Raw genomic sequence first — 13,123 nt, forward strand, 5'->3', positions numbered from 1 at the left:
CTAATCTTCGTGTTCTAGTGAATTCTTTTTAACCTGCACATGATTATAAATCGCAATAATAGCGGTTCCTAAAATTGCTGTAGAAATAGAGTTCACGATCGCTGAAGCTACTCCCTGAGTAAATACTTTAGCAGCTGGTTCACTATAAATTAAAATATCCCCAATTGGAGCAACAATAACCCATGAAATAATGTTTGAAAAGACTTGAGAAACATTAAAACCAATCATCTTTTTCACATTAAAATTACCATCAGTAATATGTAACCGTTTAGAAAGGTACCCGATCAAAATTCCGTACAATCCATCAGCAATGACCCAACTCCACCAAATTGATCCATATGAAATAGCATCATTTAAAGCATGGCCAATAAAGGCAACTAGTCCACCAACAACGGGACCAAAAATGGCAGCAATCAAACTTAACCATGCCTGGGCAACATTAATTTGAGTGTTAGCAATTCCTGTTGGAATGGCTAAAAATTTAAATAAGATAATAAACACAGCTGTCCCAATTCCAACAGCAACGACAGAACGTGTTGATAATTTATGTTTTTGATTCATTTTATTTACCTCCAATATTTTCAACTTTAATTTGCCAATCTTCACCGCTTGAAACTTCATTGGTTTTTGAAAAGTTGCCCTTTCTTATCGCAAGTCCAAGTGTTCCTACTGAATTGATATACAATAATTCTTCGCCAGGCTTCACGTCTGAAAATGTTTTTTCGTACCTGATCTCTTTATCTAATTTAAGCACCCCTTTATAAAAAATCTTAATTTTATAATATGTGCCCATTTTAGCTTTAAATTGATCTTCCCATAAATTTTGCGAAATATTAGTCCATAAGGAACCAAAATTTATATCCTTTATCTCAACCGTTCCTTCAACCGTGTTATTGTGAAAATTAGCTTGTATTAAGGGTAAAGTTACAATTTCAGAAACTGGCAACTTTTCCCCAATTTTTTCAAATGGAATAATTCCAGAAGCTAATCTTGCTCCATTGTACGCATAAATATCTCTTCCTAAGAAAGTAGCGGATTTTTCTGAGCCAGGTAATCGCTGGGTCTTTTCATTAATAACACGCACCTCATCTAATCCAAAAACTTTTGCCACATGTGTTAAAGTCCCATTATCTGGAGTTACAACATATTGTCCAGTTTTCAATTTTGCTACAATTGATTTTCGCTTCGAACCAACCCCTGGATCAACTACTGATACAAAAGTGGTCCCAGCTTTCCAATAATTGATTGTCTGAAAAAGGCGAAAGGAAGCCTCAAAGACGTCAAAGGGCTTAATTCCCTGAGTTAATCCTGTAATACGGATATTATCGCTTATTCCATAAGCCACTCCACACATGCTGGACACAGCCCCATCATTAAGTCCGAAATCAGTTTGAATCACTAAATCTTCCATTTTATCTTTACCTCCTATTCCAAATAAAAAGCGTCCCAAAGATCCTCCTAGATCTTTGGGACGCTATGCCGTGTTACCACCCATATTCTTTTGAACATCACTGTTCAAAACTTGCCACGTATTTTTCAATACGTTTCACGATAACGGACGGATCCGGACATAATATTTTAGATTATGTCAAAATTGCTCGAAGACCATATTCCAAATTTTCTATGATTAGCTCTCACCAAACGCTAACTCTCTGTGCACAGTCAAGTTTGTACTCATCTTTTCATCACAAGTTATTAATTGCTTTTGATTGGTTCGAATTATAAAACTCTTTTAAAATAAATGTCAACCTAGTTTTTAAGTTTTGCTTAAATAATCGACTAAAATAACGCATAAATTCTAGTTTGTTTCAAGTGAAACTATTTTAATAACCATTTCATACCAAACAATAATTGACATTCTTTATCAACGGAAATAAAATAAGTGTATACTAAATAAAAAAGAAGAGATGCCGTTATCATCTCTTCTGCATAGGTTTAGTGTGTTATTTGGGTAAAAAGCTAATCTTTGCGGTTAGCTTTTTTTATTATCGCGTATGCTTTAGCAAAGTTAATTGCTACACACGAGATAACAAGAACCACTACTGCTAGTGGAACAATCCCAATAACCCACTTTCTTCTGTATTCAAGCGACTCACCTCTTCATTAATTATTAAGGTGGAGATGAGGCTCAACACAGTAAACCTACTAAAGCTCCAATTGGTGATCAAATCAATTATCACTCTGTATATAATCATACCCAATTATTCTAAATAATGGAATAGTTAATTTTTAAAATGAAGTGAAAGGAGAAAGTTTCTTGGATAATCCTAACGAACAACAATTAGCCAGCATTTTCAAAGCCCTTTCTGAACCAAATCGGATCAAAATTCTCAGAATTCTCATAGAAAATAAAGAAGAGATGACCTGCGGTGAAGTTAGTTCCCATCTTAATCTGTCTTTATCAACCGTCTCCTATCATTTCAAAATTCTCAGACACGCTGGTTTAACCAATATGAGAAAAGACGGCCAAACCAAATACTTGTCCGTTAACCAGGACTTGATTGACAAAATTCACTTAAATAACGTTATTGAACAGAAGCCATAATTAGACTTCTGTTTTTATTTTGCTATAAAGATACTTGCAAACAATTCGAGATGAGACTATTCTAATTATAATTTCGATACTTATCGAAATACATTTTACTAATTAGGAGGAATCATCTTGAAGAAAAAGAAAAAATGGACCAAGAAAAAAGTCCTCATCATCATTTCAGTGTTAATCGCCACGTTCATGACATCGGTCGAGACCACCATTGTCACTACAGCGCTGCCCTCAATTTTAAGCAATTTGCACGGACTGGCTTTTCAAAGTTGGGTGTTCGCTACATATCTATTAACTACAACACTGAGCACCCCTATTTACGGAAAATTAAGTGACCGAATTGGACGAAAGCCAATTTTTCTCTTCGGGTTAGCAGTTTTCACGATTGGATCGATGGCTTGTGGACTTTCAACGAATATCGGCTTGTTGATTGCGGCCCGAGCCCTTCAAGGACTTGGTGCTGGTGCCATTATGCCAATCACGTTTACCTTAATTGCCGACACGTTTCCACTAGAAGAACGTTCTAACATGATGGCATGGAATAACACGGCGTGGGGAATTTCGGCCTTAATTGGTCCCATCATTGGTGGTTTTATTGTTGACCAACTTAGCTGGCACTGGATTTTCTTCATCAACGTTCCACTGGGCATCATTGTATTCATTCTAATCTACTTTGGATACGCAGATCCCATTACCAAGAAAACATCCCTCAAAATGGACTATCTTGGCAGTACCTACTTGGCCTTGTTTCTAGTATCACTGTTAGTTACCCTTCAATTTTTGAGTGAACAAAAAATCAACTTTTTCGTAATTATTATTGGACTAGTCATTATTGCTACATCATTTATCCTGTTCATTCATGCCGAAAGAAAAGCCAGCGATCCTGTTATTCCGCTAAAACTATTTAAATCATGGACTTTTTCCGCTCAAATCTTAACGGCTTTACTACTGAGCGGAATTCAATTTGGCTTTCAAATTTACTTTCCAATGTGGTTACAATCCATCTACCGGGTTTCAGCAACGATTGCAGGTTTGGCAATTACACCAAGTCCCGTTGCCTGGTTAATTACTTCATTCTTCGTTGGGGCACTGATTAAACGTTTCGCTCCAAAGTTTGTTACCATTCCAATTGTGATTATTCAATTCGCGTTTTACCTCATTCTAGTATTCAGTTCCGTCTCCCTACCAATGATCTGGTTCTACATCATTTCAGGGATTACCGGTGCCGGACTGGGAATCGTAATCACGATGAACACGGTCGTTGCGCAGGCAATCGTGCCAAAAGACAACGTTGGTGTCGCTTCCTCAATGATTACTCTGGGGAGAACACTGGGACAGACCGTTATGACCGGCGTGTTTGGCTTTATCTTTAATTTATCAATCAATTTAGGTCACAACCATTACCCTGCCATTAACAGCAAACTTCTAAACGATGTAATTTCATCGAAAAATTCGGCTGGAGTTCATCTTCCAGTTAATATCAGTAATGATATCAATCAGATTCTACTTGGCGCCTTTCATAACGTCTTCTGGTTTGCACTGGTACTATTCATCATTATCGTGGTGGTAAATTTAGCGGATAAGTTGAATAAGCCGTTGGATGTAACAAATAATGAATCTAACAATTACCTAAATTAAGAAGAAGTTCTATATTTGCTATAATTAAAATGATAAATATAGAAATGAGGAAATAAAATGAATAAAGACTACAGTAATGACTTTAGGTCAAAAATTAAAATATTAAAAGAAACTAATGACAACTACATTTTCCGCGGGGTAAGATCAAATAAATTTCACTTAGAACCGAGTTTTGCTGTAGCATATCCATATGCAAAAAATAAACCCGAAATAACAAAAATAGTATCTAATCAAGAACTATCACCTGCTAATAATTCAAAAGATTTATCACAACATTATGGGGCAAAAACATTCGATCTAGACTGGTCATCAGATTGGAAAGTGGCACTATACTTTGCTTATTCTAGCTATATTAATTACAAGGGCTCAATTCTACAAAACATTTGGAATACAAAATGTAAATTAGAAAAGATAAAGCTAAGTAATAAATCATTAAAAAGTGAAGAACTTAAAGGCATACTAAAAGCACTGTATAGTCCTATACCTTATACTATGAAAATTTACTACTTTGATAAATCAAAGTTAAAAAAAGATGGAAAGATAAAGTTTATTGATACACCATCAAATGGAAACAAACGAATGAAAAGTCAACATGGGTTATTAACATACATTGACTCAGATAAAATAGAGGATCAAATTGATAACCAAGAACCATTTATTGTTGATAATAATAACAATGAAATTTTAAAGAGTATAGATATTAATTTTTATAGTGAAGATGCGGTTATATTTTTTAATTATTTAAATAATAATGGTATTAGTACTAAAGCTCTATTCCCTGATGGCTATTCATGGGTAGAATCGTCATTGAGATTAGCAAAAAATTTCACTCGATTTGTAGATTCTGATGTAGTGGATTTTTATAAAAATTTATTTTATAAACCTAAGCCGCATTTAAATCTTCAGCCAATTAATGATCCACACACACCAGAATCTGATTTAACAAACACTATTGCAAAGTATCCAAGTGAACTGACTAGATTTCTAAATGACCAATCAAATAAAGAACAATAATTACTCATACAATCAAAAAACATCCCCACTTCCAAAAAAATGAGGATGTTTTTTCGTATCTTATTTTGTGTAGGTTCTAATCTTTGGTGCTGTGTATGTGGTCATAAATTCATAGATTTCAGACAACGAATCCGAAAAAAGTAACTTTTTGCGATCTTCCACCGTCAAAAATTCCTTTTCGGTCATTTCATCAAACATTTGTTTAAGCGGATCGTAGTATCCCTGAACGTTATACAACACACATGGATCATCATTGTCGCCAATTCGAGCCCATGAAAAAGCTTCAGAAATCTCTTCTAGAGTCCCAGGACCACCTGGAAGTGCGATACAACCATCCGATTGAGTCAACATTTTTTGTTTGCGAATATCCATGTTGGGAACTACATCTAAACTAGTAAGGCCGTCCATGCTGGCACCACGGTCAACTAACTCTTTTGGCATGATGCCGTGAACTACTCCACCAAGTTTTAAAACTGTCTTGGCAAGCAATCCCATGAGACCAACACCGCCACCACCATAAACTAACGCTAAGTCATGGTTAACCAACCATTTTGCCAATTTTTTGGTGGCTTCTTGGTATGCTGGATCATTGCCAGGAGCCGCACCACAAAATACTGCAACTGCTTTCATATTTTATTTTCCTCATTTCAATTTATTTTTATATTAATAAATGTACCATGTCACTTCAAGTCACTAGCGACAGGTGCTTTGACAAATTGTTTCATGTGAAACTATCTTAATTTTGCTTATTTATCATAAATACTGGCATCATATTTAAAGGGATGGTCCCTAAATAACTGACTGTAAAACGCGATTTCGGAAAAAGCTCGATTTAATTTCCTTATGTCCACGGTTTTACCGGGAGCGTCTTTTAGAAAGCTCCCATCGTTAGCAAAGTTTTTATCAACGTTGCGCACTAAAGTTGGCTTTGGCAGGGTAAATAGGCCCAGTTGTCCAAGCGTTGGTAATAAAGCCGGATAAGAAGATTGGCCACCTCGTGAATTATTAGAATAGGTAATAATCTTGGCCGGTTTGCCCTCGGCTTCAAACGCCAAGAAGTCGAGCGCATTCTTTAGGACAGCCGGAAATGAGTGGTTATACTCGGGGACCAAAAAGAGATAACCGTCCGCGTTTCTCATGTCATCCACCCATTTTTGTTCATTAGGTTTTAAAATCCGATTTTGGTTGTCCATTGGTGCAACATCTTCATAGAAAAACGGCAAATCATAGTCCGCCAAACTAATAAAATTGAAATCAGTATCATTAACCCGCTCAAAATCACCCTGTCGATTACGTAAGTACTTAAAGATCCGACGTCCCAGACTGGCCTTCCTTGAACTACTCAAAATAACGTTAATTGTCATTAAACATCACCTCAACTCATTTTCTAATCATTATACCTTTAAAATCAAAATAAAAAACCGAACCAGCTTTATCGCCAATCCGGAAATTTATTTATCAACTATTTCTTAGCTTCTTCTTTCGGACGATCAATCACTTTAACCTTATCGCCACCGATAACCAACTGATCACAAATATTTAAGAACAGACCGTGTTCGACAACTCCGGTGTAGTTCTTCAAGTTATGAGCTAACTTTTGTAAGTCAGCGTCTTCTGGAATTGTAATGTCGATTAGGTAGTTTCCTGAGTCAGTTTGAAGAATATCACCGTCATCTCTGAAGCGGAACTCTGGCTTATATCCTGCTTCGTTCAGGTATCGGAAGACACCCATTCCACCAAACGGAATGACTTCAACCGGCAACTTTTGGCCAGCTAAGGTCTTGTGGTACTTGGTCGAATCAACGATCCAAACATTCTTGTCTGACATGGTTGCGACCAATTTCTCAAAGAGTAAGGCAGCTCCGCCACCCTTGATTCCGTTGAGCTTGTCGTCAACAGCGTCGGCGCCATCAACCGTCAAGTCCACCCGATCAATGGTGTTAACATCAAGCATTGGCATGCCAAGACTTTCGGCTAATTTCTCGGTACCAACCGAAGTGGCGACACATTGAACGTCTAAGCCTTCTTTTTTGATTCGTTCGTTAATGGCTTTGACGAAGTAGGCAGCCGTACTACCAGATCCAAGTCCTAACACAATGTGATTTGGAACTCGAGCAGCGGCGTATTCAGCAGCTTGTTTCTTCTCTTTTTCGATAACTTCTTTGGTCTTGGAAGTCTTGCTGATGACCTCCAAAACATCCTTTTCATAAGGAATAGAGTTTTGTGCTCCTGCCACTTGCACCGTCAGTGATGAGGCATGGTTGGCGTACAACATTGCATCTTTGATGTTGGCACTGTTTAAATCAAGTCGAGATGCCAAGGCCCCGATGAAGGTGTCACCAGCAGCGGTTGTGTCAACAGCTTTGACTTTAAACGCTGGAATGAAGGCATGACTGGCTGGGGTTGCGTAGAATGAACCCTTGTCCCCAACGGTAATGATCACCATTCTAATGCCTAGTTTAAAGAAGTACTCCGCGTTCTTCATCATGGAATCATCGTCAATCACCTTAATTCCAGTGAGGGCCTCTGCTTCCGTTTCGTTTGGCGTAATAATATCAGTCAGTTGAAGTAATTCTTCTGGTAACTTCTTGGCTGGTGCTGGGTTCAAAATGGTCTGAACCTCATTTTTCTTCGCAATCTTAAATGCTTCGATAATCGTTGGTACTGGAATTTCTAGTTGCGCAATCGCACGGTCCGCATTCTTAATGGCGTCTTCGTGTTGGTCAACGTCTTCCGGGGTCATGGCCATGTTGGCTCCACCATAGACATAGATCGAGTTTTGACCAGTACTATCAACGGTAATGTAGGCCTGCCCAGTTTGTTGCTCCTTCGTAGTAATCACGGAATCAAGGTTCATCCCGTCCTTTTTAAATCCTTCAATCATGAACTTAGCGTCTTCATCATCACCTAGTTTAGTGATAAAAGTCGTATCGGCACCAGATCTTGCCGCAGCAATTGCCTGATTAGCACCCTTTCCGCCACCATGAGATTCTTGGTGATTCTTCACCGCCAAGGTTTCACCAGGTAACGCATATTTGTCAACGTTTAGAACCTTATCAACGTTGGTGGATCCAATCACAACAACTTTTTTACTCATTTTACTGCCTCCCTATTTGCAACCGCTTTCATTATGTATATCATATCATTCCAAAGAAAAGTTGTACATGGATTTAGCTAAAATGATGTTTTTTAAACTTGTTTTCAATAGCAAGTTTATAAACATTGGAATTTTCACTCATTTAGCCATTTCAACCCTTCATCAGGATTATCAAATTTCTTATAATCATTACTTGTAATTGCTTTAGTTAAACGTTCATTTGGAGCATCAAATTGTTTTTTTGTTTCAGCATCTACTCTAAAACGAATTTGTGACCTACTAATAAACATCATGATTAATCCTCCTTATTTTTAAGGTACCATAAATGTCAATTTACACAAAAAAAGAGACACCCGCAGGCATCCCTTTCAAACAATTTAATTAATTATTTCTTTGATTCATCCAAAGCTTTTTTAGCTAATACGAAATCACCAAAGGTAGCGGAACCGTTGTGTGGTACGACCGGACGACTAATGTATTCGTCAAGGGGACCAACGTCAAGATAGTTATCAAACAACAGATTGAATTGGTCTCTAACCTTTTGCACAAATTGAGGAGTACATACTCCCCCACCAAGCACAATTTGGTCGGGACGGAAGTTAACCGTTAAACTGATAACCCCTTGGGCAATGTAGTACGCAATGATGTTCCAAACTGGATCATCTGGTGGAGTATCTTGACCCTTAATGTTGTTTCGGGCTTCAAAAGTCGGACCGGAAGCAACCCCTTCAAGACAGTCACCATGATAAGGACAAATCCCAGGAAAGTTCATGTCATCTTGGTGTCTCTTAACTCGAATGTGACCAAATTCAGGAGTTCCACGAACCCCTAAGAATTCATCTTTGATGACGGTTCCAGCACCAATCCCAGTTCCATCAGTGATGTAACTAACGGCTTCAATATTTTTATTAGCCTGTTTACGTTTGATGTATTCACCGTAAGCTGAACCGTTAACGTCGGTCGTCCAGTAAATTGGAACCCCAAATTCACGTTTCATGGTTCCAACAAAATTGACGTTACTCCAACCCTTTTTAGGGGTTTTAATAATCCAACCGTATTTGTCAGAGTCTTTTCGAACGTCGATTGGTCCAAATGATGCAATCCCAAATGCATCAATGTGATCAAACTTCTTAAAGTACTCAACGACCTTTGCTAACGTTTCTTCTGGTGTCGTAGTTGGAATGTGAACACTATCAACAATATTGAAATCGTCATCACCAACCGCACAAACGAACTTTGTTCCACCTGCTTCAATACTTCCATATCGCATAAAAATGATCCCCTTTGCCATTTTTTTGTATCGTTTATTGTTAATAGTATAAAGCGCTTACATATTGATTGCAATAGTTTATCATAAAAATTGTTAAAAACTTAACTTAGAAATAACAAAAAGCCGGACTATTCACGTAGTCCAGCTTGATCTTATTTTTTCTTCGCAATTTTTCCCTGTTGAATGTAAACGGAGAGAATGGCAATGTCAGAAGGATTGACCCCACTGATTCGGGCGGCCTGTGCGATCGTTTCCGGTTGGATTTTCTCCAATTTTTGGCGACCCTCAGTTGCGATCCCATCAATTACGGAGTAATCAATCTTATCAGGAATCTTCTTTGACTCCATCTTCTTCATGCGGGCGACCTTATCCTCTTCTTTTTTGATGTAGCCAGCGTACTTCGTTCTGATTTCAACTTGTTCAACCACTTCTGGATCCAATTTTTCGTCGGGTCCCGGAATAAAATCAAGTAACTTTTCGTAATTTACATACGGCCGACGTAAGAACTGGGCTGCGATGATGCCGTCTTTTAACGGTTTATCACCCTGAGCTTCAACGAACTGGTTGACCTTTTCACTTGGTTTAATCCGTACGGTGTTCAAACGCTTGATTTCATCCTCAACGGCATTACGTTTTTCAACAAATTTGTCATAACGTTCATCTGAAATCAGACCCAACTGGTGACCAGTAGGTGTCAGCCGCATATCAGCATTGTCGTTTCTAAGCAGGAGTCGATATTCAGCCCGACTCGTCAGGAGCCGGTACGGTTCGTTGGTTCCTTTTGTAACCAGGTCATCGATTAGAACGCCAATGTATCCCTGGTCCCGCTGCAAAATCAACGGGTCTTTCCCCTGAATTTTAAGAGCGGCATTAATTCCAGCGATCAAGCCTTGTCCCGCGGCCTCTTCGTATCCCGAGGTTCCGTTGGTTTGACCCGCGCTAAATAATCCGCTGACTTTCTTGGTTTCAAGCGTCGGCTTCAATTGATATGGTGAGATAATGTCGTACTCGATCGCATAACCGGGACGCATCATCTTAGCGTCCTCGAGACCCTTCACGGAGTGCAGCATCTGTTGCTGGACTTCTTCTGGAAGGGAGGTCGACATCCCATCGACGTACCACTCTTCGTTGTGGCGTCCTTCTGGTTCTAAGAAGACCTGATGGCGCTTTTTGTCCGCAAACCGAACAACCTTGTCCTCAATTGATGGACAGTAACGAGGACCGACCCCTTCAATGACCCCAGTAAACATCGGGGCGCGATCCAAATTATCCTTGATAATCTGATGGGTTTCTTCATTAGTGTACGTCAACCAGCACGAAATTTGCTTTGAAACCGGTAAATAATCGGCATACGGAGTGGTGTAACTGAAATGATGGGGCGTTTCGTCGCCCGGTTGCTCCTCCGCTTCATCGTAGTGAATGGTCTCACCGTTGACACGCGGTGGCGTTCCCGTCTTAAAGCGCTTTAGTTCAAAGCCCAAATCTTCCAGGTTTTCTGAAAGATGAATGGCCGGAATTGAGTTGTTGGGACCGGATGAATACATCAGTTCACCGATAATGATTTTACCACGAGCGGCCGTCCCGGCACAGATCACCACGGCTTTGGAGTGATATTTGGCACCCGTATTGGTAACCACACCCTCAACCTGACCGTCTTTCACGATCAGACGTTCTACGATTCCCTGGCGGAGCGTCAAATTGGGCTCTTTTTCCAGGGTGTTTTTCATTTCATGGTGGTAGGCGTGCTTATCAGCTTGCGCCCGTAAAGCTCTGACGGCGGGACCCTTCCCGGTGTTTAACATCCGCATCTGAATGTAGGTCTTGTCGATGTTTTTCCCCATCTCACCACCAAGGGCGTCGATTTCTCTTACGACCGTTCCCTTAGCGGGGCCACCAACCGACGGATTACATGGCATAAACGCCACCATATCAAGATTAATTGTCACAAGCAGTGTTTTTTGACCCATGCGGGCAGCGGCTAGTGCGGCTTCACAGCCAGCGTGGCCAGCTCCAACGACAATGACGTCGTAATCGCCACCATTGTAGGTCTGCTTCACTTCTTGCTGTATCATTTTATTCATTTAAAAACCTCCATTGAGTCAAAGTCTTATTTCCCCAAACAGAACTGACTAAATAATTGATCCAGTAATTCGCCATCGTAACTATCACCAGTAATTTCACCAAGTAAATCCCAAGCGTTCGTCATGTCAATCTGAACTAAATCAACGGGCATCCCGTTATTTAACCCATTTTCAACGGACTGAAGGGAATCACTGGCCTGTTGTAAGAGACTAATATGCCTGGCATTGGTGACCATAACGTCGTTTTGAGAACTCTTAATGCCACCAGTAAAGAACATCTTCGAAATCGTATCCTCTAAGGATTTGGTTCCGTTATCCTTTACGGCTTGGGTCTTAATCACGTTATCAGCATGATAGCGGTTCTTTAACTCATCAACATCAATTTTTTCTGGTAAATCAGTTTTATTCAATAAAATAATTCGTTTACTGTGTTGCGTTAAATCCAAGAGTTCACGATCTTCATCGGTTAACGGCTCACTAGCATTTAACACTAATAAGACTAGGTCAGCCTGCTTAATCGCTTTTCTAGAACGATCGACTCCAATTTTTTCAACTTTATCGTTAGTATCACGAATCCCAGCGGTATCAACTAGGTGCAGTGGCACTCCCGAAACGTTCACGTATTCGTCTAAAACATCCCGTGTGGTTCCCGGCACGTCGGTTACAATCGCCTTTTCTTCGTGTAAGAGACGGTTCAATAAACTCGACTTACCCACGTTGGGCCGTCCAATGATAGCGGTGTTTAAACCATCTCGTAAGACTTTTCCTTGTTTAGCCGTCTTTAGCAATTGGTCAATCTGCGCCTTTAGTTCCTTGGACTTATCCATTAAAAGCTTCGACGTCATCGTCTCCACGTCATCGTACTCCGGGTAGTCAATGTTGACTTCGACCTGAGCCAGCACGTCTAAGATGTCTTGACGCAGGTGCTTAATTAAATGAGAAAGGTTCCCATCGAGCTGATTTAAAGCCGCTTTCATCGATTCGTCAGTCTTCGCTTCAATCAGATCCATCACGGCTTCCGATTGTGAAAGGTCCAGACGTCCGTTTAAAAAGGCCCGCTTAGTGAATTCACCCGGCTCTGCCATTCTGGCACCGTTACTTAAAGCCAACTGCAAAATCTTGTTCGTTGCCACAATCCCACCGTGACAGTTAATCTCAATAATATCTTCCTTGGTATACGTCTTGGGTGCTCTCATGACCGAGACCATCACTTCATCAACTTCACTGTTGTGGTCTGCTGGATCAACAATGTGACCATAGTTAATCGTGTTCGATGCCACCTTTTCGAGGTTCTTGCCCCGATAAATCTTTTCAGCCACTTTCATTGCATCCGATCCACTAACTCGGACAATCGAAATGCCACCTTCACCAGGTGGGGTCGAAATTGCCGCAATGGTATCGTAATCAGTCGTTGTCAGTGCCATTTTGAAAACTCCTTTCTCATTTTTAATCGCATAAAAAAAGTACTTAAGCCACGCCCG

12 protein-coding genes and 1 other annotated feature are annotated in these 13,123 nt (G+C 39.9%); of the genes, 3 read left to right on the forward strand and 9 right to left on the reverse strand.

Annotated features, from left to right (window positions below):
• Together AC6UDA_RS00440 and AC6UDA_RS00445 are read right to left on the reverse strand one after the other, a co-directional pair.
• A complete protein-coding gene (locus AC6UDA_RS00440) occupies positions 1 to 561 on the reverse strand; it encodes an ECF-type riboflavin transporter substrate-binding protein (protein WP_500710355.1) in 561 nt (186 codons plus the stop codon).
• 1 nt (position 562) lies between these two features.
• Positions 563 to 1,450, reverse strand: a complete 888-nt coding sequence (locus AC6UDA_RS00445; protein WP_500710357.1) for an SAM hydrolase/SAM-dependent halogenase family protein — start codon at positions 1,448 to 1,450, stop codon at positions 563 to 565.
• Between the two features lie 14 nt (positions 1,451 to 1,464).
• Positions 1,465 to 1,695: a binding site (T-box leader), on the reverse strand.
• Between the two features lie 562 nt (positions 1,696 to 2,257).
• Between AC6UDA_RS00445 and AC6UDA_RS00450 the strand changes: the two genes are divergently transcribed.
• From AC6UDA_RS00450 to AC6UDA_RS00460, 3 genes are all read left to right on the forward strand, one after another.
• The gene (locus AC6UDA_RS00450) at positions 2,258 to 2,545 is read left to right on the forward strand and encodes an ArsR/SmtB family transcription factor (protein ID WP_500706069.1); all 288 of its coding nucleotides are present in this window, start codon (positions 2,258 to 2,260) and stop codon (positions 2,543 to 2,545) included.
• A 117-nt stretch (positions 2,546 to 2,662) separates the two neighbouring features.
• Positions 2,663 to 4,180, forward strand: coding sequence for an MFS transporter (locus AC6UDA_RS00455; RefSeq protein WP_500710359.1), 1,518 nt, complete (start codon positions 2,663 to 2,665; stop codon positions 4,178 to 4,180).
• Positions 4,181 to 4,237: 57 nt separating this feature from the next.
• The gene (locus AC6UDA_RS00460) at positions 4,238 to 5,194 is read left to right on the forward strand and encodes an FRG domain-containing protein (protein ID WP_500710361.1); all 957 of its coding nucleotides are present in this window, start codon (positions 4,238 to 4,240) and stop codon (positions 5,192 to 5,194) included.
• 60 nt (positions 5,195 to 5,254) lie between these two features.
• Here the strand turns inward: AC6UDA_RS00460 and AC6UDA_RS00465 are convergent, their stop codons facing one another.
• The 7 genes from AC6UDA_RS00465 to mnmE form a co-directional block, all read right to left on the reverse strand.
• Positions 5,255 to 5,824, reverse strand: coding sequence for an LOG family protein (locus tag AC6UDA_RS00465; protein WP_500710363.1), 570 nt, complete (start codon positions 5,822 to 5,824; stop codon positions 5,255 to 5,257).
• 116 nt (positions 5,825 to 5,940) lie between these two features.
• Entirely contained in the window at positions 5,941 to 6,558 is a 618-nt protein-coding gene (locus AC6UDA_RS00470; RefSeq protein WP_500710366.1) for an NADPH-dependent FMN reductase, read from the reverse strand.
• A gap of 98 nt (positions 6,559 to 6,656) precedes the next feature.
• Positions 6,657 to 8,291, reverse strand: coding sequence for a ribokinase (rbsK, locus tag AC6UDA_RS00475; RefSeq protein ID WP_500710368.1), 1,635 nt, complete (start codon positions 8,289 to 8,291; stop codon positions 6,657 to 6,659).
• A 134-nt stretch (positions 8,292 to 8,425) separates the two neighbouring features.
• Complete coding sequence (locus AC6UDA_RS00480; protein WP_500710370.1) at positions 8,426 to 8,584, reverse strand: hypothetical protein; 159 nt, start codon at positions 8,582 to 8,584, stop codon at positions 8,426 to 8,428.
• Positions 8,585 to 8,676: 92 nt separating this feature from the next.
• On the reverse strand, positions 8,677 to 9,561 hold the full coding sequence (locus tag AC6UDA_RS00485) for an ROK family protein (RefSeq protein ID WP_500694214.1): 885 nt from the start codon (positions 9,559 to 9,561) through the stop codon (positions 8,677 to 8,679).
• Positions 9,562 to 9,713: 152 nt separating this feature from the next.
• Positions 9,714 to 11,642, reverse strand: coding sequence for a tRNA uridine-5-carboxymethylaminomethyl(34) synthesis enzyme MnmG (gene mnmG, locus AC6UDA_RS00490; RefSeq protein WP_500710372.1), 1,929 nt, complete (start codon positions 11,640 to 11,642; stop codon positions 9,714 to 9,716).
• Positions 11,643 to 11,668: 26 nt separating this feature from the next.
• Positions 11,669 to 13,066: a tRNA uridine-5-carboxymethylaminomethyl(34) synthesis GTPase MnmE gene (gene mnmE / locus AC6UDA_RS00495; protein ID WP_500710375.1), complete on the reverse strand. Its 1,398-nt coding sequence runs from the start codon at positions 13,064 to 13,066 to the stop codon at positions 11,669 to 11,671.
• Positions 13,067 to 13,123 lie beyond the last annotated feature (57 nt).

The sequence above is a fragment of the Fructilactobacillus sp. X8R4C1 genome (genome assembly GCF_059900905.1).

Coding starts and splice junctions, on each gene's coding strand:
- AC6UDA_RS00440 (WP_500710355.1), bottom strand. CDS start 561: ATGAATCAAAAACATAAATTATCAACACGTTCTGTCGTTGCTGTTGGA.
- AC6UDA_RS00460 (WP_500710361.1), top strand. CDS start 4,238: ATGAATAAAGACTACAGTAATGACTTTAGGTCAAAAATTAAAATATTA.
- AC6UDA_RS00465 (WP_500710363.1), bottom strand. CDS start 5,824: ATGAAAGCAGTTGCAGTATTTTGTGGTGCGGCTCCTGGCAATGATCCA.
- AC6UDA_RS00470 (WP_500710366.1), bottom strand. CDS start 6,558: ATGACAATTAACGTTATTTTGAGTAGTTCAAGGAAGGCCAGTCTGGGA.
- rbsK (WP_500710368.1), bottom strand. CDS start 8,291: ATGAGTAAAAAAGTTGTTGTGATTGGATCCACCAACGTTGATAAGGTT.
- AC6UDA_RS00480 (WP_500710370.1), bottom strand. CDS start 8,584: ATGATGTTTATTAGTAGGTCACAAATTCGTTTTAGAGTAGATGCTGAA.
- AC6UDA_RS00485 (WP_500694214.1), bottom strand. CDS start 9,561: ATGCGATATGGAAGTATTGAAGCAGGTGGAACAAAGTTCGTTTGTGCG.
- mnmG (WP_500710372.1), bottom strand. CDS start 11,642: ATGAATAAAATGATACAGCAAGAAGTGAAGCAGACCTACAATGGTGGC.
- mnmE (WP_500710375.1), bottom strand. CDS start 13,066: ATGGCACTGACAACGACTGATTACGATACCATTGCGGCAATTTCGACC.